Here is a 26560-nt window from a genome sequence, read left to right on the forward strand (position 1 = left end):
AAATGAATATTATCGCAGTTCATGAACATCTGCATTTATTTAATAGCGCAGTTCAATTTTTCTGGGAACAGTGGGGGAATGAGCAAAACTTCCGCTTTTATCAGGATTGCATGATCCATTCAGGGAAATCGGGGGACGGCATCCCAAGGTTTTATGTAGGGATAGAGAATGAGGAAATCATAGGCACGTATGCGTTAATCCGCAATGACCTCAATAGCCGGCAGGATTTGCATCCGTGGCTGGCATGTCTGTACGTTGATCCCAACAGCAGAGGGAAGAAGATTGGCGCCCGGCTGCTTGATCATGCTATTGAAGAAGCGGCAAAGCTTGGATTTAAGAAACTCCATCTACAGACGGATTTGCAAGGGTATTATGAAAAATACGGCTGGACACATAGTGGAGAGGTATACGGGGCGAGCGGGGATTCCATTAAGTTATATGAACAGGATACTGTCGCATCTTCTAGCAGGGAACGACAAAAACTAAACGCCCAGGAATATCCTGAGCGTCTTGTTGAATGATTATTGCCGTTTTCCAAAAAACGTACCGGTCACTTCCTGCTCCTGCAGGGATAGTAGCTGGGAGACGGTAATGAATTCGTAGCCTTCTTTTTCAAGGTAGGTCAGCAGGTCTGGAAGTGCTTCAGCAGTTGGCTTATGGATATCATGCATCAAGACGATGGAGCCTGGCACAGCATTGGCCTTCACGATTTTTTGAATAGCCGAGGCATTGAGTGTTTTCCAGTCCAATGAATCGACCGACCATAGAATAAGCGGTGTATGGGCCATTCCGGCAATTTTTTTCACATCTTCATTCATTGCCCCATAAGGCGGGCGGACGGTTGCTGGAAGCTGGCCGCTTGCTTCTTTGATTTTGGCGCTGGCTTCCTCCATTTCTTTGCGGATCTCTTTTTCGCCGAGGGATGAAAGGTCTGCATGGCTGTCACTGTGATTTCCGATTTCATGGCCTTCTTCAGCCACTTGGCTTGCGAGGGCAGGATAGAATTGCGCCTGGCTGCCAAGCATATAAAAGGTAGCCTTTGCGTTATGCTTCTTTAAAATATCCAGAATAAGCGGTGTGACTTTCGGGTGTGGCCCATCATCAAAGGTAAGGGCAATATACTTGCCGTTTGGATCCAGCGGAGGAGCTTCTGGTTCCTTTACTTCCGGTTCAGGAAGCTGAATGTCAGGGAGCTTCAAGTGCTGGGCGATTTCATCCTTTAAGAGGGGACGAATTTGTTCGATTGGAATTTTCACTTTGACCGCTCCGGCTGCACCGGCCGCAATTTCATATTCGTTAAAATAAAGGGTGAAATTCGTGCCGCTCAGTGACCATTTCCAGCCAGACGGATTTTCCAGAGCTTCGTCAAGCATGTCATCAAACAGATAGTCCTGGAGTTCTTCCTTCTCGCCGATTTGGTTTTTTATCAATGTCCTGAGAGTCGTCAGGGACTTCTCATCCATACGGATCACATCTGCAAGCTGTACCATTTTCTGATTCGCAAGGTCGATAGTGAACGTTTTGACCGCGGCCTGCCCATTTGCGCCGCCGCTGTACTGGTAGGCTTCAAATACCAGGGTGTACATGGTATCGGATACTTTTTTCGGCTCCGCCTTGATATTAAGATGGGCACGGAATTCTTCGCTGTCCAGCACCTGTCTGTTTGCCTTCACAAGTTCCAGGAAATCCTTTTCCTGAGTCTGAATCCATTCTTTCATGGGTTTGTTCAAATTCTCAATTTCAGTGATCGGAGTACTGATCGCTAGGGTATAAGATTTTGTTTCCTTTGTCCGGGTTTCAAGGTTTAATCCGGGGAAAGCTGCCGGGGAAGTGGTTTCTGTTCTGGAAAAAGCCTGCAGGCTGGTGTCAGTTCCAGAGCTGATGAAATAATAGATGCCCATAACGCAGATGCTGAATAATACCCACGATGGCCATTTTAACCGCTTAAGCAATGATATCCTTTCCTTTCCTGTCTATAAAATTATGACTCTCCAAATATATAATTATATCAGGTAAAAAAGGGAAAATCATCGGGCTTGTGAAAAATTCACCATTTACTTTTAAAAAAATATAGTTTAAAATTACACTTTAATCCGACTAAAAAGATAAGAAAAGGAGTGAATGAGGTTGGCTCAAGTAGAAGTAAAAAGTAAATCCTGGGTTTTGGCACCAACAACAGTTGTTTCAAACTTAAATCCAATTCAAAAGCCTTTTGTTGCAGCTGGCGTTCTTGCAGCTATCATTTTATTCATTTCCATTATAAATGCAGCGAACATGACACAGGGAGTTCTATTTATTATTGGAATTGCACTCGGCATGACCTTGCTTCATGCCCGCTTCGGCTTCACATCTGCATTCAGGCGCTTTGCAAGCGTCGGAAACGGGCAGGGCCTGCAGGCGCATATGCTGATGCTGGCAGTTGCTTCAGCATTATTTGCGATTATTTTAAGCACCGGCTTTAGTTTTACAGGAATCGAGCCTAAAGGATATGTGTCTCCTGTAGGAGTTAGCGTCCTGTTTGGTTCCTTTATTTTTGGAATCGGGATGCAGCTTGGGAATGGCTGTGCATCCGGTACTTTGTATTCGGTAGGCGGAGGACAATCCTCTATGATCCTGACACTGATTTCTTTCATCGCTGGTTCCACGATCGGAGCATACCATTTCTCATTCTGGATGGAAGAAACACCGGCATTGCCGCCAATCTCCCTTGCTACATCTACGGGACTCGGCTACGGCGGAGCTTTGGTTCTGCAGCTTGCCTTATTTGCATTGATCTATTGGGTAACTCTGCAAATCGCGAAAAAGCGTAAAGCGCCAATGATGAAAGCTCTGCCTACAACGGCCGGATGGAAAAAAATTCTGAGAGGATCCTGGCCATTGTTCGCAGCAGCGATTGTGCTAGCATTGCTGAATGCGCTGACTCTGACTGTCCGCGGAACGCCTTGGGGCATCACATCCGCATTCGCATTATGGGGCGGAAAAACGCTGATGGCAATGGGCATCGACGTAACCTCATGGGGCTATTTTGCATCAGAGCCGAATTTAGCGGCATTGAAAAATACAGTGCTTGCTGATTCTACAAGCGTTATGAACTTCGGCATCATTCTTGGTGCCTTCATTTCAGCGGCATCACAGGGAACATTCAAGCCTGGCAAAATCAAGCCGGGTGTCGCAGGTGCTGCGATTGTCGGCGGACTGCTGATGGGGTATGGTTCCCGTCTTGCATTCGGCTGCAACATCGGTGCCTACTTCGGGGGAATCGCATCTTTCAGCCTGCACGGCTGGGTATGGGCCATCATGGCCATGCTTGGTACTGGCGTTGCGCTGTTCATCCGTCCGCTGTTTGGATTAAAGAACCCGAAATCTACGGATTCGGTTTGTTAATGGAAAGCCTGGCACACTTGATGAGTGCCAGGTTTTTTTGTCAAAAAAATCAGTTTCTGCTGTCAAAATGATTACTCTCCAGGTGCCCCAGCTAATCCTCGACTAGTTCTTTACCGTTCCGTTGAAAGGAATCCTGACATTTCCAAGACTTTCCTACTATTAGTAACTGAGTAACAATTTTTGAAAAATATTGAATTTTAGGAAAAAGTAATCTATTAATATTTCTAAACTCGAAATATAATGAGTGGCAAATAGTAGAGGAGGGATTATATGAAAAGAAATAAACTTCTCAAGCCTGCAGCTGTGTTAGCTGTCATTTCTATGACTTTATCATCATTTGCCTACACTCCTGGAAATGCTGCTGCGAAAGAAAAACCTGCACAGAGAATCGAGGAGTTAAGGTCTCAGCCAATCTATTCATATGAAGAGGCAATTCGTGAGACAGTGTATGTCGAATCCACACTTGATTCGGATGAAAACGGAAAAGCAGACAGGATTGCCGTGGATATCATACGTCCGAAGGAAACAGAAGAAGGCCTGAAGGTTCCTGTGATTATGGATGCGAGTCCATATTATGAAAGCCTTGGAAGAGGAAATGAAAGTGAAGTGAAAGATCGGGACAAGGATGGCATTAATGAGAAGTTCCCTCTATTTTATGATAATTATTTTGTACCGAGAGGTTATGCAGTCGCTTTGCCTGAAATGGTTGGGACCAATAATTCGGATGGCTGTCCGACAACAGGCGGATATGAAGAAATTGAAAGCATCCGGGTTGTGATTGACTGGATGAATGGCAGAGCAAAAGCGTGGGATAAAAATAATAATGAAGTGAAAGCGGACTGGACTACCGGGAATGTCGGCATGATCGGAAAGTCCTATGATGGTACGCTGGCCAATGGGGTAGCGGCTACAGGCGTAGAGGGATTAAAAACAATCGTTCCCATTGGGGCCATTAGCAGCTGGTACAATTATTACCGCTATGAGGGACTTACATATTACAACAACGGGCCTGGAGGTTTGGCCAGCAGAGTTGCCAGCAGCTCCCGCAAAGATGCCTGCAGGCCGGTGTTTGATCGTTTGAACGAGGAAGCAGATGATCCATCAGGAGATTATAATGAGTTCTGGGATGAAAGAAATTACGTTAAGGATGTAAAAAATGTAAAAGCAAGTGTGTTTGCAGTCCATGGATTAAATGATTTCAATGTGAAAATGAATCACCTTGCGGATTGGTGGATAGCTCTATCCAAAGAAGAGGTTCCGAGAAAACTGTGGCTCACCCAGACTGGCCATGTCGATCCATTCGACTTCCGCAGAGCAGAGTGGGTTGATACACTGCATCGCTGGTTCGATTACTGGCTGATGGACATCGAGAATGGCATTATGGACGAGCCTGCCGTTGATATTGAAAGAGGTGCGGATAATTGGGAAACCCAATCCTCGTGGCCGGATCAAAATGCGGCAAATGTTAAAATACGATTAGCGCCAGGCGAGAATAATCAGACAAATGGCATGCTGACAACTGGACCTGTGAAGGGCAATTTTCAGCAATCCTTTACAGATAACCCAGCACAAACCGAGCAGCAGATGGTCACCAATGAAATGGCTGTCAAAAGCGACCGTCTGGCATTTTTATCTCCTCAGCTTGAAGAAGATGTCCGTATGAGCGGCATACCTGAAATTTCACTTCGGGCAAAGGTCAATAAAGAAGACTCTAATTTGACAGTTCTCATTGTCGACTATGGAACGGATACCCGCATTCATCATGAAGGCCCTGGAGAGGGAGTCCGAACTCTGAATACAGAAAGCTGTTGGGGAGAAAGTACTTTAACAGATGATGCATGTTACAAAGAAACAGAAAAAACTGCTCACACAGCACCATATGAAGTCGTGACAAGAGGATGGTTTGATCCGCAGAACTGGAAAACGATTGAGAAGGATGACCCTTTAAAAGAGGGCAAGAGCTATAAGTTTGAATGGGATGTTTTGCCTGAAGACTATGTTTTTAAGGAAGGTCACCGAATCGGCATCATCATCGCCGGAAGCGATCGAAGACGTACCATTCCATCAGCAACAGGGGCCACGTTTGAAGTAAAGCTTGGGCAAAGTTATATCAGCCTTCCTGTTGTGGGCGGAAAAAAGGCAGTTGGATTTTAATAGAATAGAAGAGGCGGGTCTGCAGCAAGTGCAGACTCGTTTTTTTATTGTGGATAGCTTCTTTTTTACAGCAAAAAAAGAAGGCCAGTTGTTTACTTAAGTTCCATTTCATAACAGAGTTCTTCCTGCTGTGTATCGTCAAACCACTTCATTCCAGCCGCGGTCATGCCGATTTTTCTGAGCACTTTTCCGGATGCAGGGTTGGCTGGATCCACAGCCGCGATTATTTTCCGGAGGTTCGGGCTATTTTTCCTTAAAGCGGCCACGCATGCTGCGGCAGCTTCAGCAGCATATCCCATTCCCCAGTAATGCTGATTAAAATGATAGAGGAGCTCGACTTCGTGTTCATTTTCTGCCGGATTAAACCCGCAAACCCCAATGATGGAGGGGGTTTCTTTTAGCAGAACAGTATAAACAGAGTATCCTTTTTCATTCTGCAGCCTCCGGTAAAAATCGATGGAGCGCTGGATTCTGCTTTTTGCACTGGCCCCGCCGCAGTATTTCATCACCTCCGGGCAGCCCCAAATCTCATAGACTGCATCCAGGTCATCGGCCTGCATGGTCCGGAGCAGGAGCCGGTCTGTTTTAAAAGGAATGGTCATTCTGTTCACCTCGTGCGGTTTTCTCTTCTATGAAAATATTATAAGATAGAGTAAGGAAAAACGTTAGGAGTTTTTGTTATGCACGTACTCTATAAATCTTTGATTTTGGGAATGGCCGCCAGCATCCAGGGGATCGCGATGACCTTTTTCTTGTTTCCGCATTTTATTCCATCCGGCGGTGCGGCAAGTCTGGCGGTTTTATTCAATTATCTGTTGGACACGCCTTATTCGGTGACTTTGTGGATTTTGAATGCGGGCCTGCTGCTTGCAGCGGCCAAATGGCTCGGGAAAAGCAGTGTGATTTGGACGATGTTTTGTGTTTCGGTTACTTCGGTTACGATCGATTTTCTGACACCATACATAACGGAACCGCTGAATCCGGTTCTCCTGGATCTTTTGCTTGGAGCAGCAGTCTTTGGAGTTGGGGTCGGTATTTTATTCAGGATGGGCGCTTCCTCAGGGGGCATGGATATCCTCGCGTTAATTATTTCCAAAGCAAGGGGAAGTGCGCCGGGACGGACGTTATTTTACATAAATGGCAGTCTGCTTTTGCTTACAGGGGTGGTCGTGGACTGGAAGGTTATTGTTTATGCGGTGATCTGCCAGATGATCGGGACGCGGATGATTGATCTTATTTACAAGGTTGATATAAAAATCCTTGCGGAGAAATATAAAATTCATTACTAAAGAAAGGGCCGTGCAGGCCTTTTCTTTTTTATGGAAAATAATTTACTATTATTCCAGGTTAATAACAGGAAAGTGGGGATACTATGATTCAGCTGCAAGAAGATAAGGAGAAGAAGAATAATGAAGAAGAGGTAATGGCTGGGATGTAGGAGAGAATACATATGAAGCAGGGGAACAGCTGGCAGATGAGGGCGGTCTCGGCTGTGCCGGCGGGTGTTTTTTTCAGGCTTTGTTTCTTGTGATGACACCAATATATATTTTTCTGACATAGAAAGGACAGGGGGACCTGTCCTCTATGAGATCTATCGATCACGATGTTAAGGATATTGGCCTGATTAATATTTTATCGGTCACTTTCACAAGGAAATCGGCCTAATATATATTTTATCGGTCACTTTCACAGAATATCGGTCAGAACTTCTTTATATCGGTCAAAATCTCAATATATCGGTCACTCCGCGTCACGTCAGCTTTACGGTAAAGGCACAGTGCAAATAATTTAATATAATACTCTCCACAAATAAAAAGTAGCATAAGCTTCCCAATTCTTCCATGCAGCCGAATAATTCAAAATTTCCGCTTTGGCCGGTTTCCTTTCAGAGCCTGTGATCACTTTGATCGCATTATGCAGGCCGACATCATCGATTGGAAAAGCGTTCGGGAAGCGCAGGCACCGCATGAGGACATAATGGGCAGTCCAGGGGCCGATGCCGCGTATTTTTGTTAGCTTTTTTTCTGCAGCTTTTACATCTCCCTCTTTCAGCAAGTCCTCTTTTGAAAGCTCGCCATTTGAAATTAAGCGGGCTACGTCTATTAGATATTCACATTTTTTTACGGTCATTTTTAAGTCGGCCAGATCTTCGATGGTTAACCCGGCAATCGTTTCCGCTGCAGGAAACAGCCAATATCTGATCCCTTCATATTCCAGCCACTCCCCATATTTTTCAACGAGGCGCCGCTTTAGTGTATACGCATATGTAAGGTTAATCTGCTGCCCAAGGATTCCCCACGCAAAAGCCTCGAATAAGTCGGGAATTCCCATAACTCTGAGCCCGAAAAATTGCTCTGCAGGCTTTTGCAGCAAGGGATCTGTTTGTGCCATCTCATAAAATGGGGTCAGGTTGGCTCCAAGGTCGAACCAATCGTGAACATATGCCGCAATTTCCGCTTTCATTTGATGCGTGACGGGCTTATGAATGCTGACGGATAGGAACTGATCTGACTCCCCGCTTATTTCAAGAAGCAGCTTAACCTTACCGATGGAAAGGGCACGTCTAATTGTCTCCCCGGAAATCTCATAAAGGCATTCATTTGCCGATCTTGATAAGTATCGCAGGTTTTCGGAAAAGCTGAATTCATGGGGAGTGAAAAGGACTAGGCCATTTTCATCCTCTTTCCAGTTAACAAAGTGAGAGCTCATGTAGATTCCTCCTTATCTTTATTGTAATCCTTCAGGATTACGTTATCTTGCGTTTATATTTAGGAAATCGCTGATGATGAACATTTTTTGTGTATACTTTTTATCAGAGGTGAGCGTAGGTGACTTATGAACAGATTCCGGAAGAATATTGGAACGCGATAAAGGATTGCGACAAAACCTATGATGATCTCTTTCTTTATGGCGTTAAAACGACAGGGATATTCTGCAGGCCATCGTGCCGGTCGAGAATCCCGAATATCGGTAATGTCGCTATTTTTCAAAATGCCGCTCAAGCACTGGCGGAAAATTTCAGGCCGTGCAAGCGATGCAAACCGGAAGGCCTCAGCCTGCCTGCAGAAGAATGGGTAAAACAAATAACCGGGTGGATCGATAAGCATTATAATGACCCGATTACACTGCATCAATTGGGAGACCTGTTTCATGGAAGTCCCTATCATTTGCAGCGGGTGTTCAAACGGGTCACTGGGAAGTCGCCCACAGAGTATATTCAGGCTATCCGGCTCGAAAAAGCCGTTGATATGCTGGAGTCCGGGGAGCAATCGATAGCCGATGTTGGTGTGTCAGCAGGATTCCCCAGCACCCCTTATTTTATCTCTTTATTCAAAAAGAAGCTTGGCACAACACCTGCAGCATATAGAAACAAAACAAGGGAGGAGCGGAATAATGAACATTGAATGGGCGAACCTGCAGGAAGATGAATGGAACCTGTATCTGGCTAAAACAGAAAAAGGTATCTGCTATATAGGCTCTGACCCGGAGTTTGAGGATTTTGAAAGGTCGCTGAAAAAATATATACCAGCTGCAGTGCTTGTGGAAAATAAAGCAGCACTGCAGCCATACATGGTGGAATTACAGGAATTTCTTCTTGGGAAAAGACAAGTTTTTTCAATGGACCTGGATGTGAAAGGCACTCCGTTTCAAGAGGAAGTCTGGGAGGCATTAGCTCAGATTCCTTACGGTAATACTGTCTCCTATTCGGACATCGCAGAGAAAATAAACAGGCCGCAGGCAGTCCGGGCAGCAGGGAAAGCAATCGGTGCCAATCCGCTGTTAATCGCGGTCCCATGTCACCGTGTCATCGGTAAAAATGGTGCGATAACCGGCTATCGCGGGGGCATAGAAATGAAGCAGACTCTGCTTGAATTGGAGAAACAAGGCTGAAGAGAAGGTCCTCTTCGGCTTTTATTAATTCGTGTTCAGTCGTTCGGAATTTAATATACAACATGATGCGAAACAGGATAAGGAGAAAACAGAGTGCCCGAGTCCGAAGTGGGGGCTGATTCGGACAGGTAAGTAGGAATCCGAGGTCTTGAGCCCGAACTAGGCATTCCGATTATATTTCCAGTCTCCAGAGACAACCTGAAAAAAAGCAGTCAATAAAAAAGGCAAAGGGAACCTTTTCCTCCCGCAATCCGTAGAACAGATTAGATAACGCATTATTTCTGTTTTCAAAGGCGGAGGTGGGAAAAGGATGTATGTAGTTGATCCAATGGCCTGGCCGAAGTTAGTTCTTTTAATAGCTATTGTTGTAACATTAATCTATTTCTTCGAAATGGGTTTAAGAAAATGGCTGAAAGTGGAGAAGAGAACATTTTTTTCTTATAACCATGTCAATGATAAGCATAAAAAATTGGATTGGACCATTCGGATTTCCTTTTTAATTATCCTCTTGATCGGAGGCGGGATTAACCTTGGGAGAGACCCGCTGGAATGGCTATGGTTTTTGGAACCGTGGTTTCTGCTGATCGTTTTAATCGTTACAACCGAAACGGCCCGAGCTTTTATGGAGTGGAAATATGACGAAAATCGCAAGGCTTTTGTTGTGACCCTTTGCCAGCTGGTTTTTACTTTACTATTGATATTGACAGTTCTTAAGACTGATTTTTTCTGGATGCTATAGGTTGATTTAGCTGTCAAACAGGCGGCTAGGCACTCAAAGTGGCTTTACGGTACCGGTTTTGTATGGCTGCCGGAAAATTCCCGGCAGTTCTTTTATTTTTTAGTGTTTAACTTCTTTTTCGAAAAGCATTTGAAATCTGTAACTTAATAATGCAAAGGCATAATACATAATAAATAAGCCTATCGAATTTGATTTTAACTTATAATGGCCAATCTTTTGAAACAGTGCACTCAAGGGAAAAGCGAATAATAGGTCCATGATTAGATTGCTTAAGGCATAGAGCGAGAATATTACATATATAAAATGAAATACCCACAGGTTAATCGTGAATAATGGCCATCCGGATTTTTTATTCCCGATCTGTTATCCAATCTTTAATCCCTCATAGTTTCGGATTATAATAAACTAAAGCATGATCAGGGGGGGGGAGTAAAATGCAAAGCATCACCTGCGAAAAAAGATCCTATTCCAGAGAGTTTCATTCGCACCAGCATGAGTTTGGCCAGTTTCTTTTCCCATTGCAGGGCTCACTGGATATCCAGACGAAATGGCAGGAGATTAAGCTTGACCCCGAGTATTGTTTTTTCCTTCCGCAGGGGGTTGATCATAACTATCGGTCGATGGACAGGAATGAATTTTTGGTCCTGGATATCCCGACGGCCTATTTGCCGGAAGAGTCTAGCAGTATGTACATTCAACTGGATCAGCAATGGTCTTCGATCCGTTATTTGCTGCTGGAAGAGGCGGAGAATCAGGGAAATGCATCTTCTCTGGCAGATTTGACCAGGTATGTGGCCAGTAAACTGCAAATCGCCAAGCCCCCGTCGATTGATTATATTCATAGGCATTTTAAGGAGTCCATCCGATTAGAGACTTTAGCGCAAATCGAACATTACCATCCAGCCTATTATTCCGCATGGTTTAAGAAGAAAACCGGGAGAAGCCCAAAAGCCTACATATCTGATCTTCGTTTGAAAGAGGCGAAGCATTTATTAAAGTCAACCTCCTGGTCGATGTCGGTGATCAGCGGAGAATTAGGCTTTGAAAATTCTTCCTCTTTTACCCGGTGGTTCAACCGCTGTGAAGGGGTAGCACCACAAAAGTACAGGATCCTTAAGAATGGATAAAAGGGATATTAAACTAGGTAAAGAAAATTCTGAGGGAATTTTCTAAGATAAGTTTAATGATTCCTTTTATCTTTTTTTATTGAGGTGAGAACATGAGTGTGAAAATAGCTCCGTTTTATATATTGCTTGCCGGAGTGCTCTGGGGGACCACGGGTACCACACAGGCATTTGCGCCGGAAAACGCACACCCGATTGCCATCGGGGCTGCCCGTCTGGCGGCAGGCGGCTTATTTTTATTATGCATGGTTCTGCTGGCGGGGAAGCTGGACCTGAAAAATTGGCCTATTAAGAACACCCTGATGGCCTCAATTTGTATGGCGCTTTACCAGCCATTGTTCTTTTCAGCGGTCACTCTTACAGGGGTGGCCATTGGGACCGTGACAGCGATCGGGAGTGCGCCGATCTTATCGGGTTTTCTTGAATGGCTTTATTTGAAAAAACGACCGACTGCCATTTGGTGGTGTTCTACCTTCCTGTCCATTTTGGGCTGTGTTTTGCTTTTCATGAACAAAAATTCGGTTCATATGGACCCGATTGGCCTATTAATGGCATTGGGGGCTGGTTTAACATTTGCAGGCTATACGCTTGTCAGCAGGGACCTGGTTGAAAACTATTCATCCTTGTCAGTAGTGGCCGTTGTTTTCACCTTAAGCGCCATCTTTCTATCTCCATTCTTATTTATTTTTGATATGTCCTGGCTTGGGAGTGTTCGGGGTTTGACTGTCAGCCTGCACCTGGGGATTCTGGCTACGGGAATTGCCTATTTCCTTTTTTCAAAAGGGCTTGTCCATGTTTCCTCTTCAACGGCTGTCACACTTGCGCTGGCGGAGCCTTTAACAGCCGCACTATTAGGGGTTTTCGTATTGGATGAATCGTTAAACATGACCTCTTGGTTAGGGATCCTTCTCTTACTGCTTGGAATTGGCGTATTAATAGGGTCTTCAAAAAGTTCTGAAAGAGATCTTGAGCCTGGGGTGGTTCAGAAACATTGATATTCATATAGAAAGCCTAATTTCTCTCGAAGAAATCAGGCTTTCTTTTTTTGTAGAACAAAAAAGATTGCATTGTGAATTGAAATTCTTTATTATTTTTTGTAGAACAAAAAATAATCCGGAGGGTTTATGAAAGAACAAACCTTTACATCATTCGAACAATATGAAGAGTTTCTTAAAAACAAGATGATTCATAAAGCGAAAAAGAAGGGCCTGGAAGGTGAGGATCTTGCAGAATATCTGAAAAAACATGAAAAGGATGCTGCGCGCATTTGGAAGGAAAATGATCTTCAGAAATGGCTGGAAAAAGACGGGTATGTGACTATAGCCGTTTGGAGGGATGAAACAGGGCAGCGGAAAATTGGCAGGGGGCGGCCAAAGAAGCCTGAAGGCCAAAAACTTAAGCATTCCATCCATGTCAGGCTGGATGAAGAAATGTTCAAAAAGCTGAATCATTTCTGCCAGGAAAAAAAGGTGGATGTTTCAGAAGCCATACGGATTCTTATCCATAACCTTTGAGCTTAAAGTTCAAAATTCATAGAAAAGGCAGGAAAATCGATGAATGATTCTTTAGAAAGTATTAGAAATGCACCAGGTGCACCTTCCAAGTCAAGGCGATTATGGATGGCGATCGTGCTTGGTACTTTAGCCGCGTTTGCCCCGTTATCCATCGACATGTATTTGCCGGCTCTGCCTGATATCGCAAATGATCTGCATACGAATCCGTCACTGGTCCAGCTAAGTTTAACGTTTTTCCTGCTCGGCCTATCCTTAGGCCAGCTGCTTGCAGGCCCGCTCAGTGATGTCCGCGGACGCCGGAAGCCTCTTCTTATCGGGTTATTAATTTATTTTGCCGTTTCTCTCTTGTGCGCCTTTAGTCATTCCATCTGGGGTTTGATTGTGCTGAGGTTTATTCAGGGCCTGGCCGGGGCAGCCGGGATTGTCATCTCCCGTGCTATTGTCCGGGATCTATACTCAGGCACTGAGCTGACCAAATTTTTCTCTCTGCTCGCTTTAGTGAATGGCGTGGCCCCCATACTTGCTCCAATACTTGGCGGCCAGCTATTGCGGATTGCTCCCTGGCAGGGAGTGTTTATCGTTTTGAGTGTAATCGGCTTGGTGATGTTTCTTGTCGTACTATTCGGTCTGCCAGAAACGCTGCCAGATGATTCCCGTTCACTGGGCGGCATAAAAAACACATTAACGACATTTCAGCAGCTCTTATTGGATCGAAGTTTCATAGGGTATGCATTGTCGCAAGGCCTGGTGTTTGCTGCCATGTTTGCGTATATATCCGGCTCACCCTTCGTCCTACAGAACATTTATGGGGCCTCCCCGCAGATGTTTAGTCTGATATTTGCCATCAACGGTCTTGGAATCATCATTTTCAGTCAAATCACGGGAAGACTGGCGGGGAGGATCAGTGAAAGGAAGCTATTTACGGCTGGCATATGCATCTCTTTCATTGGGGCTATTACTCTGTTAATAATGCTTCTTTTAGATGCAGGCTTGTACGCTATTCTGACACCGTTATTCTTTGTTGTTTCAAGTATTGGGATGGTGAGTACTTCAGGCTTCTCGCTTGCCATGCAAAATCAGGGCAAGTCTGCAGGGAGTGCCTCCGCATTACTGGGGGTACTATCCTTAATCTTTGGGGGATGTGTGGCTCCCCTTGTCGGCTTAGGAGACAGCCCGGCCATATCGATGGGGATTGTCATAGCTTGTGCAAGTACCGGGGCTGTATTGTCCTATATGTTCCTGGCAGCCCGGCCCAGTGGGAAATCCATTGATAATGAGAAAGCTGCCATGTAAATAACCTATTAATCTAGTAAAGTGAGTTATGAATGAAGGGGGAAATTAACAGTGGATATACAGAAAATAATCACGACTCGCCGCAACATAAAAAAATTCAAATCTGATAAAGTAGAGCACAGTCTAATCACATCCTGGCTGGAGGCTGCAACCATGGCACCCAACCATAAAATGACGGAGCCATGGGAAGTATTATTTGTTGGTCCGGAAACAAGGGCTAAGCTGAATCACAAAACCGATTTCTGCCAGGCACCAGTCGTGCTGGCCATCCTATCCAAGCATGGAGCAACCGACCTGGAACGAAATGAGAACATGGCTGCAGTATCATGTTTTATCCAGAACTTTATGCTGATGGCATGGGAATCAGGAGTGGGGACATTCTGGTCTTCCCTGGGGGTTTCAGCTGCAGCAAGAACTGCTTTAAATGTCCCGGATGACTGCGATGTAGTTGGTATTTTAGGGGTAGGCTTTCCTGAGGAGGTACCTGAAGCGAAGGAGCGTACACCGATTGAAAGGAAAATAAAGCATTTATCATAAGTATTTTTATAGGGCGCCTATCCAATGGATGGCGCTCTTTTGTTAGAATATGGTATGATTTTGAAGTAATAGATTATGATGATCTTTCAGGCAATTATCATCATTTTAATATGGGAGATTCCGATTTTCCTTTTTATAAAAACTTATAAAAAAATGGACAAAAAGGAACAGCAGGATGCTAAAGAAGAGTTGAAAAACCCTTCATTTCTCCTGATTTTTGGAGGCGGCTGCATTGGTTTTCAAGTCTTTATTACCGGCAGCATTTCAGAAATCAAAATCATTCAGCATATAGGTGCAGGCTTAGTGTTCATCGGCTTTGTTTCAGGATGTATGGCCGCTTTCAGACAGAGACAGGTTATAAAGGGCCTGGCCTTAATGATTGTGGGGATAATTGGCGCAATTGTTTAGATTATCTAGGCAGAGGTGATGAGTATGACAAGAATGACGAGAGAGATTTCTTATATATTGCTAATTCTACCCATGTTACTAACAGCTTGTACTCAAACCCCTGACTTCGAGCCATATGATGGAAGGGCATTAAGGATTGCGGTCGTTGGAGACCCGCCAGATGTGAATGCAGAGCAAGTGAAGTTTAATGAAATTTCTTTTGATGAACTTACAAATGAGCAATTGAGCTCTTATGATGCAGTTATAATGACGGAAAACAATCTTCCTAAAGCTGCTGAAGCCAAATATGCAGATACATATACAGATTCGTCCATTCCATTCTTTTTTATATCAGCCAGCAGTCATATCCCGTTTACTGTTAATGACATAGAATATAATGATTCATGGAAATGGGAAGCTGGTAAAAGCTATGCTGTGGGAGTTCTTAAATCGAAAAAAAATGACACATTTCATCGTTGGGGGTATGGGTTGTATAATGACGAATTGACTGATGAATCTATTCGTGATGTGTATTCGAGAATTCTTAAGACAATTGATGAGCTCAATCAATAATGTGTAAATGGATCATTTCAATTTCAGATATTCTATATAGAATAATAGTGACAGCCATAGCCCGAAAGACTTAAGAAATTTGTGCCATAAAGAATGACGAGACCATTATTCCAGTAAAGAGGGATATTTATGTATAGAATCATGATGATTGAAGACGATGAAAAAATAAGACGGATTGTCGCTGATACGCTAAAAAAATGGCAATATGATGTGGTGGAGGTGACCCAATTTGAACAGGTGCTGACGGAATTCGAGCAGACAAGTCCACACCTGATTTTATTAGATATCAATCTTCCCGTTTTTGATGGATACTACTGGTGCCAGCAAATACGCTCTGTTTCAAAAGTGCCGATCATTTTCCTTTCCTCCAGAAATCAGAATATGGATATAATAATGGCCATTAATATGGGCGGGGATGATTTTATCCAGAAGCCCTTTGATTTGGATATCCTTCTCGCGAAAATCAGTGCGCTTATCCGCCGGAAGTATACATATCAGGGAGAGGAGAATATCCGTTTTATCCATCGCGGCCTGAAATTAAATGTAACCAATTCGACGATTGAATTTAATGGACAAAGCAATGAGCTAAGCCGGAATGAATTCATCCTTTTGCAATTGATGATGCGGAATATCGGGAAAATCGTCTCGAGGGATGACTTAATGCAGGCACTATGGAATGAGGAACAGTTTGTCGATGATAATACCCTTACTGTGAATGTGAATCGGATGCGAAGGAAAATTGCAGCAATTGGACTAGAGGACTTCATTGTCACTCGGAAAGGGTTAGGGTATTTAATTGAATGAACTTCCTTAGCTTTCTATCTTATGAAAAACCCTATATAGTCCTCTATCTGATCAGTTTCCTGATTTCTGCAGCGATATTTTTTACTGATATCAATGGCAGCCTGGCATGGGGGACATTCCTTTATGCATTCGCCTTATCTTCAATTGTGTTAATCGGGTTTTTATTATACCGGTACCAGCAAAATCTGCGTGTGATCCGGCAATTGGAAGGGGAGGGTTATGATAGCCTGTCTCTGGAAGGAGAATTCGCTAAAACACACATCGATGAGCTGAAGCGTGAACATATCCGTGAAATGAATCGGATTCAGGACAGGCAGAAGGATCATTACGATTTTATCGTCTCCTGGTTCCATGAAATAAAAACACCAATTGCCGTTCTTCGCCTGCTGCAGCAAACCGATATGGACGCCGGCAGTTTAAGAGAAGAAATCACAAAAATTGAAAATTATGTTGATCAAGCACTCTATTACGCTAAACTAGACAGCTTTAATCAAGATTACGATATCCAGAAATGTGATATTATCAAGATTCTTAAGGATATTGTAAAGTCCCACTCAAAAACCTTTATTTCAAAAAATATCCGCATTCACATTCAGGCAGATATGCTGGAGGTCCAAAGTGATCCTAAATGGCTCCGGTTCATCGTCAATCAGCTTCTGACAAACAGTTTGAAATATACAGAATCCGGCGGAGAGATCACCATTTCCATATCGGAAACCCCACAAGAAAAACAGCTCTTGATTCGGGATAATGGGATTGGCATCAGCCAGAAAGATCTTCCGAGAGTATTTAATCGCGGTTTTACCGGAGAAACAGGGCGATTGTATTCGAAGTCGACCGGAATGGGTTTATATTTAGCCCAGCAGTTAAGCAACAAGTTAGGGCATTACATTAGCTGTACGTCGAATGTGAGAGAGTACACCCTATTTATCGTTCGCTTCCCGCTTGATAGCGATCCGTTTTTAATAATGCAAAAAACACACGATGAGTAGAGTAACTCATCGTGTGTTTTTTTCGCTGACAATTCTGTAGTAAATAGATACGGAGGAAACGTAAAAAATTAGATACGTTAACACATATAATCCCATGACCGAAAAAATAATGGTCGTTAAAGAAGGCAAATCTTTTATGACCAGGATGACTGTGTAATATAAAAGGAACCAGCTGTGCAGCAGCCCCAGCAGGAGCGGCGGCAAAAATACGAACAGCAATTGTTTTCGGATAATCTTTTTCATTTCTTTGCCGTCAACACCGATTTTTCGTAAAATGGCGTAGTGTTCCCGCTCTTCTGTAGCTTCTCGCAGTTGTTTAAAGTAAATGACACTCCCTAAAGCAAACAATGCAATAACGGCAAAAAAGGCAACCGAGAACAAGATTAAAGAAGACGACTCTGTATCAACGGAATACATATCAATATAGGCCGAATAATAGGCTCCTTCTGTTTTCATAACGAGGTCGTATATTTCTCGAGATACATCATTTGATGTTTTGGGATCTTCGATTTGATAAATTTCAAATGAAGAAAGGGTGCGAAGTTCCTTTAAGCTCTCAAATGCTTCGTCTGAAATAATGAGTACAGAAGGCTGGGGCTTTGTATTGCCGCCAGGACTTGTTGGGATGCTTAACAGCGGATATCGTATTTTTTCGACTATCCGAAATGTATTGTCTTCCAAAACGGTCATTTGAGGCTGCGAACTTTTATATTTTTCCGGTTCATCAATTCCTCTTGTTAATACAATTGCCTCTTCACCTTCTAAATCTGCTTTTTCACCAGCTTTGCGCAAATCAACAATTGCATTTAATTGGGACTCCGGAAAAAGGTAAAACTCTTCGGTGTAATATTCGGGATGGCTAAAAAATGCGTTTCTATTCTGGATTTTTTCTGTTTGTATGCCCGTAATTGTTTCATGATCAATGATTGGATGTGAGTCATTCATCAGCTGTTCAATTTGTCTTTGAGTTTCATCATCCTGGGACGAAAAGGCAATATGGTTTGGAAATTCTTTTTTCACAACCTCACCTTTAACAGCGTAATCCACAGCAATAAATCCGACTGTAAAGATGACAATCGCACTAATCAGTGAATTGAATGTAAAATTGACTGTATTTCCTCGAATAGAAAAACGGAGAGAGGATATCCATAACATCTTACTGCCAATAAAATAGTTTTTTCTTTGACTCAGCTCTTGTAATATCCAGCCGGAAAATTGGCGGAAAAATAAATACGTACCGGCAATCAGAGCCACTGTTACAGCTGCTAATGTTTCTTTGAAATGATCTTTCCAGATGTCCGTATCTCCTATGGTAATCATATAGTAAGACCCGGCAATCAATATAATAGACAATAACGCCAGGCCAAAAGAAAAAGTAAACGGTTTATCCATCTTTTCATTTGCATGAAATAATTCCACTAACTGGACACGCCGGACGTTAAAATAACTTTGAATTGTAATGATGATGATTAATAAGGCAAATAACAGAACTGTTGATACAATCGCTTCTAATGGAAAAGCAAAAGAAATATCCTCATTGTAGCGCATTAAGTTCATTAATACCGCACCGAAAAACTTAGATAGCAATCCGCCGATTAAGATACCGCTGAAAACCGAAATGGCGCTCAAGAATAATGTTTCAAAGAAGACCATTGCAGCAACTTGTCTTTCCTTCATTCCGTAAAGTAAATACATGCCGAATTCTTTTTTTCGCTGCTTCATGAAAAAGGAGTTCGCGTACAAAATAAAGAAGACAATAAACAAAAAGACAATCACCGAAGCAAGGGAAATCACCATTTTGTAGTTTTCTTTATTTTGAATGGCTGCGACTACATCTTTGTTAAACATTAAACCAGAAAAGGTAAAGTAAATGACAACCCCGACAAACATGGAAATGAAATAAATGGTATACAAACGGAAGTTCCGCTTCATGTTCCTCCATGATAAATCTAATAAGTTCATCGCCGGTCACTTCCTATAGCACTTTGGATCGTCAGGATACGGTCAAAGAATTCCTTTTCAGTCTGCTCGCCTTTAAACATCTCATTGACGATTTTTCCGTCACGAAGGAAAACTACGCGCTGGCAGTAGCTGGCTGCATACGGATCATGAGTAATCATCAGAACGGTTGTCTTGAATGTTACATTGAGTAATTGAATTTGTTCCAGCAGCTGGGTAGCAGATCGGGAATCGAGTGCACCCGTTGGTTCATCAGCAAATACAATTGCGGGGCTGGTAATAATCGCCCGCGCGGCAGCCGTGCGCTGTTTCTGACCGCCGGAAATTTCAGAAGGATATTGATGTAAAATTGTTTCAATATTTAGGGCATCAATTAATTTCGCTAATCGCTTTTCCATTTCTGCAACAGGTGTTTTTTGCAGCGAGAGCGGGAGGAGGATATTCTCCTTCACCGTTAAGGTATCCAGTAAATTATAGTCTTGAAAAATAAATCCCATTCTTTTTTGGCGGAACTCCCGCAGGGCTTTCTTTTTCATATCTAAAAGGGAATTTCCCTCAATCCAAACATTTCCCCCGCTAAAGGAATCAATGGTTGATAGGGTATTCATTAACGTCGTTTTTCCAGAGCCGGAGGGACCCATAATGGCAGTGAATTCCCCGCGTTCAACAGTCAAATCAATATTTTTTAAGACCTGTGTTTTTCCATAAGATTTCGATAGGTTTTTTGTTTGTATCATTTTGGTCATGGTTTCGACCTCCTTCACTGCCATACTATACCGGCTATTTCTCCTGTGAACCATCGATGTAACAGAATGTAAAGTGACACTTTTGTCATATTGAGGGAAGAATCGGATAAACGTGTCCATTATAAAATAAGGATCTTTTCTTACAAAATGGTATTTTTCGCCTATCAATGTTGTCCGTTGATTTCCGCTCCAGGCTGTTCGCTTTCAGCGGAGTTTCCTCGACGCTCCGCGGAAAGCGGGGTCTCACCTGTCCCGCTACTTCCGCAGGACGTTGAATAAGCTTCTTCGGAAAAAATGCGATAGCATTTTCGAGGATCTCCCACCTTCCGCTGCAATCAGCTCAGCATATAATATACAAAATGTAACACACCTTGCGAAACAGCCTAAAATTAAGAAAAACAAGCAGTTCACATTGAGTGTGTGAACTGCTTGTTTTTGCATTGAGTTGTATATGCATTTTTTGAGATATTGTTTCTTCGCTTGTCCTTTTCCTTTTTATTGCTGATTCCTTTCTTTCCTTAAAAAACGAAAATGCCAACGCATATAAAGGCAGGCTCCAATATAATAGAGGGCTGACCACCATACATGCCAGCCCTTATATACTATGTAGCCAAAGTAACTGGATAAGACTTCGTAACATACAGAAAAACTGACCCAAAACAAAAGGTAAGGCAAAAATTTCTTCCTGGGTTTAGGCATGAAGTTTACATATAGGATTCCGAATGTTGCCGGCAAGGTGATTTCAATAAACAAATCAAATGGCTGGGGACCTGGATCCATTAAGTCGTATAGGTCTAAAACATGGCCAACAATTAAATCTGCAAGAAGCACATTTAAAGTGACAGCCAGCCAGGTTGTGTAAAGCTCCTGCCGGGTTAATTTTAACGGAATAATGAAAAGCAATATGGAGTTGATAGCAAGCGTTGTAATTGTAAAGATATAGACCATTCATATTCTCCGGGTTTTTATAGATTTATTTCTTATCTATCTTGCCCTCTTTTAGAAATTTATCTGCTTATTTGGCGGTGAAGTTAGATTCTATTAAAAGTATGTCTCTATGATATTGTTCCTATTTACACTTGGACTGGAACATAAAGATAAGTCCATCCAATATCTGACTATTTTTTATGGTCTCAGGATGCTCTAATCCTTTCTTTATTCCAGTTTCAATAAGTGTTTTTCTAGTAAAGTGGATTTTTTTTCTAAGTTCACGGCAGAAATGACACATTAGTTTGCTCCTTTAAATAATAAAAGTCCAGGAACTATTATTGCAAATAAAGGAAACGTATTGAATAATTTCGACAAAACTTGTCTCTAACTGACAAAAAAATTATGAATAATAGGCAAAGAGTGTTTTCGAAGGATTGAACCCCTGCTCAATGCAAATAATATCTAAAAAGCTTTCCGGAGTAGAAAATGATCTTACAAATTTCCTCAGTTGTTGTGTTTAATTTAATATTATATAAGACCATTAAGGGGATCTCAGCCAATAAAATTGTCCATATTTGGGTTTTTACTATAGCATTCCAATTATTTTTTGATATTTTTATCGATTTGAAATACAAAGGATACTGGTACTTTACACAAGGAATAGATTGGATAGCATTTCCTGCTTACACAATCTTAATCCCGCCAGTAAATTTGATGTTTATCAATTGGTATCCTTTTAATAGCTCTTTCAAGAAAAAGGTACGTTACTTTATTATTTGGGAGCTCTTCCTGCTCAGCTATGAAGCTGCTGCCATGCTGCCTCATCCCTTTGGTTTCTTTCATTATGGATGGTGGAGTATATGGCACTCTGCCATTGTTAATCCGATTTTATTAACCATACTAATAGGGTATTACAAATGGATTAGTGTATTAGAAAAGAAAGCTTGTATCTAAAAAGGGCTGCAGAAGCAGCTCTTTTTTTCCCGTTCTCCTTATGGCATAATTTTCTAAGACAAGGAGTGAGAGGATGCAGAAAATATTCATTATTGAGGATGATCCGAAAATCGCGGAGCACCTGCAGTCACACTTAGTGAAGTATGGCTATGATGCTGCGGCTGCGGAACAGTTCGATGATGTGATGGGGGAGTTTCATAAGCATAAACCGGATCTTGTGCTCCTGGATATTAATCTTCCGAGCTTTGATGGCTATTACTGGTGCAGGCAAATCCGGAAGGAGTCGATTTGTCCGGTTATTTTCATTTCCGCACGGGTAGGGGAGATGGACCAGGTGATGGCGCTTGAGAATGGCGGCGATGATTTCATCACCAAGCCGTTTCATCCGGAAATTGTGATGGCGAAAATCCGCAGCCAGCTTCGCAGGGCCTATGGGGAGTATGCATCACAGGCCCAGGAACGAGTTCTGGAGGCAGAGGGATTGAAGCTGTTTCCGGAAAGGCTGGAGTTGTGTTTCGGTGATAAAACCGTTCCGCTGTCCAAAAAAGAAGCGGATATTATTGAGAATTTACTGGAGCGGTACCCGCGTGTGGCCGGGCGTGAAGATTTGCTGGAAAAACTTTGGGATGAACAGGTCTATGTGGATGAAAATACGCTGAATGTAAATATGGCGAGGGTACGAAAGAAATTTGAGGCAATCGGGCTTTCAGGAGCGGTCGAAACAGTGAGAGGCGCAGGCTATCGTTTGGTCGTTACCTGGTGAAAGGCTGAAGAGAAATGAAACTATTCTTTAAAGAGCATGCGTTACTAATCGCTGTACAGATCGTTCAATTTTTTATAATTCTGGCTATCTATTGGCTGGATGGCTATCGTCATCTATTACCAGCCCTCTATGGCATCTTTCTTGGACTATTCTTTCTCACGGCCTACCTGGCATACCACTATTTTAGCCGCCGCAAGTTTTATAAGAGGCTGACAGAGGAACTTGCTTCCCTTGACGATTCCTTTCAAACAACAGAAAACTCACCGGTTTCACAAGCGCTTGATCATCTGCTGAAGGATCAGTACAGGCATTATCAGACAAGAATCAAAGAGCTGGAATCCAGGCAGGAGGAGCATCTGAAGTTTATGGATCAATGGGTCCATCAGATGAAAACACCGCTTTCTGTCATTGAACTGATTGCGCAAAACTTGGATGAACCTGACTCCTCCAGTATTCGTGAAGAGACGGACCGGATGAAAACGGGCTTGAACACCATCCTCTATATGGCGAGACTCCGTACAATTGAACAGGATTTTCATATCAAACCTGTACACTTGTCCAAAATCATTCATGAAGTGAATGGCGAAAACAAACGGTTTTATATTCGGAACGGGGTGTATCCGAATCTCCTGCAGGAAAAGCAGGACATGATCGTGGAGACAGATGAGAAATGGCTGTTTTTTATGCTTTCTCAGCTGATCAATAATGCGGTCAAGTATTCCAGAGGGAAGAGCAATCGAATTGATATTTCCATTTTAGAAAAAGACGGAGAAGCTGTCTTAGAAGTGAAGGACTTTGGCGCCGGGATTCCGGAAGCGGACAAGCGCCGTGTGTTTGAACCTTTTTTTACGGGTGAAAATGGACGGAAATTCATGGAATCCACAGGTATGGGGCTGTACTTGACGAAGGAGGCAGCCGATCATCTTGGCCATCGCATTGAACTGGAATCCAAGATGGGGGAAGGGTCTCTTTTCCGGCTGATTTTTGGAAAAACGCAGAACCTTACAGGCTTGTAAGGTAAGTGAAAGAAAAATCGATTTTTTTGAAATGGGTCTAGAAGATATACTGATCACAAGTCAACTGAAGGTGAAAGGAGAACTTGTGATGCTAAAAGTGAAGCAAGTAAGCAAGATTTATGAAGGAAAAATCGCCTATCGTGCGTTAACGGATATTAACTTAACTATTGATGAAGGTGAGTTCGTCGGAATCATGGGTCCTTCGGGAAGCGGAAAAACGACACTGCTGAACATGATTGCCACCATTGATGAACCGACAACAGGTGAAATCCTGATAAATGAAAGAAATCCCCATGTCTTAAAAAAAGAGGCATTGGCCCAATTCCGCCGCCGTGAATTAGGATTTGTCTTCCAGGACTTCAACCTGCTTCATACCTTGACGGTTGAAGAAAATATAGTCCTGCCGCTAACATTGGACGGGAAAAAAGTGAAGGAAATGAAAGACAAGGCATACGAAATTGCTGAAAAACTGGGGATTATAGGCATTATGAAAAAGCGGACGTATGAAATATCAGGAGGACAGGCGCAAAGAGCTGCTGTGGCAAGAGCGATGATTCATACGCCGAAACTGCTGCTGGCGGATGAACCTACAGGAAATCTGGATTCCAAGTCTTCCAAGGATGTTATGGAAATGCTTGAATCGATTAATAAGACTGAGAAGACAACCATGATGCTCGTCACACATGATGCCCAGGCAGCGAGCTATTGCAACAGGGTCATCTTCATCCGGGACGGAAAATTCTATTCAGAGATACACCGCGGTGATAACCGCCAGGCCTTTTTCCAGAAGATCATTGATACACTTTCTTTGCTTGGAGGGGATGCACATGACCTTTCGTCAGTTCGCGTTTAATAACGTTATACGGAACAAACGCTTATATGCAGCCTACTTCCTCAGCAGTTTATTTACGGTCATGGTCTTCTTTACCTTTTCGATTTTTGCGAATCATCCTGCATTAAGCGGCGATGGCATGAATTCAACTGTAACGAAGGGTATGAATGCAGCAGCAGGCATTATCTACGTGTTTTCGTTCTTTTTTGTTTTATATTCGATGAGCTCTTTTCTGCAATCCCGGAAAAAAGAGTTTGGGTTATTAATGATCCAGGGCATGTCCATGAAACAGATCCGTCTCATGGTGTTTTTGGAAAATATGCTGATTGGCTTACTGGCAACCCTAAGCGGAATCCTCCTTGGCGTTGTGTTTGCAAAGGCGATATTGCTGCTGGCTGAAAATGTGCTGATTATTGAGCGGGCACTGTCTTTTTATTTCCCAGTGAAGGCCATCCTGATCACCTTCATTTCTTTTATTATTTTATTTTTCTTTATCTCCTTATTTGTAACGTATGTTCTGCGCAGCAAAAAGCTGATTGAATTAATTAAGGGAAATAAAATGTCAAAGGGTGAGCCAAAAGCGAATCTTTTCTTAACGATGCTGGCTATCCTTTTATTAGGAGCGGGATATGCTGTTGCACTAATCGCAAAAGGGTTAGTCGTTGTAGTGGCAATGGTGCCGGTGATCATCGTTGTCTGCATTGGCACCTACCTGTTATTTACGCAATTAAGTGTTTATATTATTAGAAGATTAAAGAAAAATGAACGTGTTTTCTGGTTTAAAACCAATATGCTGCTGTTTTCAGATTTGGCCTTTCGCATGAAGGATAATGCGCGAACCTTCTTCATGGTTGCAATGGTTTCAACAGTTGCGTTCAGTGCAATTGGCTCTTTATTCGGATTTCAAACCGTGCTTACTTCAAACATAAAAAATGTCAATGCCACAACGTTTTCCTATAAAACATCTGAAGAAAATGAAGTGAAGAATGTTGAGTTTATCAATCAAACGTTAAAAGAAGAAAAGATTGAAGCGGATTCGGAGAATACTGTTTTACGCTACTTTGAAGTTGGCGGGGATAGCATTCTGATTGCTAGTCAATCCGATTTTAACGGCTTTGCAGCGCTCATTGACGAAGATCCGATTGACTTAAAAGACGGGCAAGTAATGACAGTGGAGTTTGAAGGGACCAACTTCGGGCAAACGAAGGAACTCCTGAATGAAACTATTACACTGAATTCCGGCACCGTTTTGAAGCCGAAGGAAGTCATTCACTCGAAAGCACTGCCGGCAACAGATTCCTATTTTATCGTGTCAGATGAAGACTATCAAAAGCTTCCTGAACCAGAGTTTCAGGAAAGCTATTACGCCTGGCAGGCAACAGATGGAGAGGAAAGGGTAATGGCTGCCTCTGAAAAGCTGTACAAGGAACTGCCAAGATATGAAATTACATCAGTAGACTACGAAATATATGAAATTATGAAAGGCTACGGGCCCATATTATTTGTCGGTCTGTTTATCGGGATTGTCTTTTTCGTATCAGCCGGAAGCTTCCTGTACTTCAGGCTCTACATGGACCTGGATGAAGATAAACAAAAATTCAGATCGATTTCCAAGATGGGGTTAACCGAGAAAGAGCTGAAAAAGGTTTTAAACAGACAGACTATGGTTTTGTTTTTCGCACCGATCCTCGTCGCTCTCATCCATGGTGCTGTAGCTCTGACAGCGTTATCGAACTTGTTCTACTTTAACCTATTTAAGGAATCAGTAGCTGTTCTGAGTGTTTTCCTAGCCATTCAGGTTGTTTACTTCTTTATTGTGCGCTTTTTCTATACGAAGCAGATAAAGGCGTCGATTTAAATTTAATAAAGAATTGAGGGGGCCAGACTAAATCTGGTCCTTTTTTAATACAGAGGAGAGTGGAATTGAGTAAACCTGGTGCTGATTCGGACATGAGAGGGAGAAAACTT

Annotated in this window: 28 protein-coding genes; 21 read left to right on the forward strand and 7 right to left on the reverse strand. The window is 42.8% G+C overall.

Features of this window, described 5'->3' with window-relative positions:
* Positions 1-2: 2 nt before the first annotated feature.
* Entirely contained in the window at positions 3-521 is a 519-nt protein-coding gene (locus DFO72_RS15715; protein ID WP_113883223.1) for a GNAT family N-acetyltransferase, read from the forward strand.
* Here the strand turns inward: DFO72_RS15715 and DFO72_RS15720 are convergent, their stop codons facing one another.
* Complete coding sequence (locus DFO72_RS15720; protein WP_113882900.1) at positions 522-1952, reverse strand: polysaccharide deacetylase family protein; 1431 nt, start codon at positions 1950-1952, stop codon at positions 522-524.
* A 169-nt stretch (positions 1953-2121) separates the two neighbouring features.
* On the opposite strand from DFO72_RS15720, the gene DFO72_RS15725 reads away from it, so the two are divergent.
* Complete coding sequence (locus DFO72_RS15725; protein WP_181782318.1) at positions 2122-3384, forward strand: YeeE/YedE family protein; 1263 nt, start codon at positions 2122-2124, stop codon at positions 3382-3384.
* Between the two features lie 270 nt (positions 3385-3654).
* Positions 3655-5538 (forward strand): Xaa-Pro dipeptidyl-peptidase, encoded by a 1884-nt coding sequence (locus tag DFO72_RS15730; RefSeq protein WP_113882902.1) that lies wholly within the window; start codon positions 3655-3657, stop codon positions 5536-5538.
* Positions 5539-5630: 92 nt separating this feature from the next.
* On the opposite strand, the gene DFO72_RS15735 is transcribed toward DFO72_RS15730, so the two are convergent.
* On the reverse strand, positions 5631-6140 hold the full coding sequence (locus DFO72_RS15735; RefSeq protein WP_113882903.1) for a GNAT family N-acetyltransferase: 510 nt from the start codon (positions 6138-6140) through the stop codon (positions 5631-5633).
* Positions 6141-6218: 78 nt separating this feature from the next.
* On the opposite strand from DFO72_RS15735, the gene DFO72_RS15740 reads away from it, so the two are divergent.
* Positions 6219-6827, forward strand: a complete 609-nt coding sequence (locus tag DFO72_RS15740; protein ID WP_113882904.1) for a YitT family protein — start codon at positions 6219-6221, stop codon at positions 6825-6827.
* A gap of 499 nt (positions 6828-7326) precedes the next feature.
* On the opposite strand, the gene DFO72_RS15750 is transcribed toward DFO72_RS15740, so the two are convergent.
* A complete protein-coding gene (locus DFO72_RS15750; RefSeq protein WP_113882905.1) occupies positions 7327-8247 on the reverse strand; it encodes a DNA-3-methyladenine glycosylase 2 in 921 nt (306 codons plus the stop codon).
* Positions 8248-8366: 119 nt separating this feature from the next.
* Between DFO72_RS15750 and DFO72_RS15755 the strand changes: the two genes are divergently transcribed.
* The 12 genes from DFO72_RS15755 to DFO72_RS15810 all read left to right on the forward strand — a co-directional run bounded on the left by DFO72_RS15755 (position 8367) and on the right by DFO72_RS15810 (position 17392).
* Positions 8367-8942: a bifunctional transcriptional activator/DNA repair enzyme AdaA gene (locus tag DFO72_RS15755; protein ID WP_113882906.1), complete on the forward strand. Its 576-nt coding sequence runs from the start codon at positions 8367-8369 to the stop codon at positions 8940-8942.
* The gene (locus DFO72_RS15760) at positions 8932-9429 is read left to right on the forward strand and encodes a methylated-DNA--[protein]-cysteine S-methyltransferase (protein ID WP_113882907.1); all 498 of its coding nucleotides are present in this window, start codon (positions 8932-8934) and stop codon (positions 9427-9429) included. Before DFO72_RS15755 ends, DFO72_RS15760 begins: the two co-directional genes overlap by 11 nt.
* A gap of 310 nt (positions 9430-9739) precedes the next feature.
* Positions 9740-10168, forward strand: a complete 429-nt coding sequence (locus tag DFO72_RS15765) for a DUF4181 domain-containing protein (protein WP_113882908.1) — start codon at positions 9740-9742, stop codon at positions 10166-10168.
* Between the two features lie 434 nt (positions 10169-10602).
* Positions 10603-11295 (forward strand): helix-turn-helix transcriptional regulator, encoded by a 693-nt coding sequence (locus tag DFO72_RS15770; RefSeq protein ID WP_113882909.1) that lies wholly within the window; start codon positions 10603-10605, stop codon positions 11293-11295.
* Between the two features lie 92 nt (positions 11296-11387).
* Positions 11388-12287 (forward strand): EamA family transporter, encoded by a 900-nt coding sequence (locus DFO72_RS15775; RefSeq protein ID WP_113882910.1) that lies wholly within the window; start codon positions 11388-11390, stop codon positions 12285-12287.
* Positions 12288-12416: 129 nt separating this feature from the next.
* The gene (locus DFO72_RS15780; protein WP_113882911.1) at positions 12417-12806 is read left to right on the forward strand and encodes a hypothetical protein; all 390 of its coding nucleotides are present in this window, start codon (positions 12417-12419) and stop codon (positions 12804-12806) included.
* Between the two features lie 39 nt (positions 12807-12845).
* Positions 12846-14099, forward strand: a complete 1254-nt coding sequence (locus DFO72_RS15785) for a multidrug effflux MFS transporter (protein WP_113882912.1) — start codon at positions 12846-12848, stop codon at positions 14097-14099.
* A gap of 51 nt (positions 14100-14150) precedes the next feature.
* Entirely contained in the window at positions 14151-14636 is a 486-nt protein-coding gene (locus tag DFO72_RS15790) for a nitroreductase family protein (protein ID WP_113882913.1), read from the forward strand.
* 75 nt (positions 14637-14711) lie between these two features.
* Positions 14712-15044: a hypothetical protein gene (locus DFO72_RS15795; RefSeq protein ID WP_113882914.1), complete on the forward strand. Its 333-nt coding sequence runs from the start codon at positions 14712-14714 to the stop codon at positions 15042-15044.
* Positions 15045-15068: 24 nt separating this feature from the next.
* Positions 15069-15596 (forward strand): hypothetical protein, encoded by a 528-nt coding sequence (locus tag DFO72_RS15800; RefSeq protein WP_113882915.1) that lies wholly within the window; start codon positions 15069-15071, stop codon positions 15594-15596.
* 129 nt (positions 15597-15725) lie between these two features.
* On the forward strand, positions 15726-16400 hold the full coding sequence (locus DFO72_RS15805) for a response regulator transcription factor (protein ID WP_113882916.1): 675 nt from the start codon (positions 15726-15728) through the stop codon (positions 16398-16400).
* The gene (locus DFO72_RS15810) at positions 16397-17392 is read left to right on the forward strand and encodes a sensor histidine kinase (protein ID WP_113882917.1); all 996 of its coding nucleotides are present in this window, start codon (positions 16397-16399) and stop codon (positions 17390-17392) included. The genes DFO72_RS15805 and DFO72_RS15810 overlap by 4 nt, the downstream gene beginning before the upstream one ends.
* Positions 17393-17398: 6 nt before the next feature.
* Here the strand turns inward: DFO72_RS15810 and DFO72_RS15815 are convergent, their stop codons facing one another.
* From DFO72_RS15815 to DFO72_RS30415, 4 genes are all read right to left on the reverse strand, one after another.
* Positions 17399-19354, reverse strand: a complete 1956-nt coding sequence (locus DFO72_RS15815) for an ABC transporter permease (protein ID WP_208326892.1) — start codon at positions 19352-19354, stop codon at positions 17399-17401.
* Positions 19351-20097 carry an ABC transporter ATP-binding protein gene (locus DFO72_RS15820; protein ID WP_113882918.1) on the reverse strand — a complete coding sequence of 249 codons (747 nt, stop codon included), beginning with the start codon at positions 20095-20097 and terminating at the stop codon, positions 19351-19353. The genes DFO72_RS15815 and DFO72_RS15820 overlap by 4 nt, the downstream gene beginning before the upstream one ends.
* 495 nt (positions 20098-20592) lie before the next feature.
* Positions 20593-21045, reverse strand: coding sequence for a hypothetical protein (locus tag DFO72_RS15825; RefSeq protein ID WP_113882919.1), 453 nt, complete (start codon positions 21043-21045; stop codon positions 20593-20595).
* Between the two features lie 121 nt (positions 21046-21166).
* Positions 21167-21325, reverse strand: coding sequence for a Spo0E family sporulation regulatory protein-aspartic acid phosphatase (locus tag DFO72_RS30415; RefSeq protein ID WP_113882920.1), 159 nt, complete (start codon positions 21323-21325; stop codon positions 21167-21169).
* 188 nt (positions 21326-21513) lie between these two features.
* On the opposite strand from DFO72_RS30415, the gene DFO72_RS15835 reads away from it, so the two are divergent.
* The 5 genes from DFO72_RS15835 (at position 21514) to DFO72_RS15855 (ending at position 26450) form a co-directional block, all read left to right on the forward strand.
* Positions 21514-21981, forward strand: a complete 468-nt coding sequence (locus DFO72_RS15835; RefSeq protein WP_113882921.1) for a hypothetical protein — start codon at positions 21514-21516, stop codon at positions 21979-21981.
* Between the two features lie 73 nt (positions 21982-22054).
* Positions 22055-22744, forward strand: coding sequence for a response regulator transcription factor (locus DFO72_RS15840; RefSeq protein WP_113882922.1), 690 nt, complete (start codon positions 22055-22057; stop codon positions 22742-22744).
* Between the two features lie 14 nt (positions 22745-22758).
* Positions 22759-23760, forward strand: a complete 1002-nt coding sequence (locus DFO72_RS15845; protein ID WP_113882923.1) for a sensor histidine kinase — start codon at positions 22759-22761, stop codon at positions 23758-23760.
* Positions 23761-23848: 88 nt separating this feature from the next.
* Positions 23849-24613 carry an ABC transporter ATP-binding protein gene (locus DFO72_RS15850; protein WP_113883225.1) on the forward strand — a complete coding sequence of 255 codons (765 nt, stop codon included), beginning with the start codon at positions 23849-23851 and terminating at the stop codon, positions 24611-24613.
* Positions 24588-26450: an ABC transporter permease gene (locus tag DFO72_RS15855; RefSeq protein WP_113882924.1), complete on the forward strand. Its 1863-nt coding sequence runs from the start codon at positions 24588-24590 to the stop codon at positions 26448-26450. Before DFO72_RS15850 ends, DFO72_RS15855 begins: the two co-directional genes overlap by 26 nt.
* Positions 26451-26560 lie beyond the last annotated feature (110 nt).

This window comes from Cytobacillus oceanisediminis (assembly GCF_004366035.1).
GTDB lineage: Bacteria > Bacillota > Bacilli > Bacillales > Cytobacillaceae > Cytobacillus > Cytobacillus oceanisediminis_C.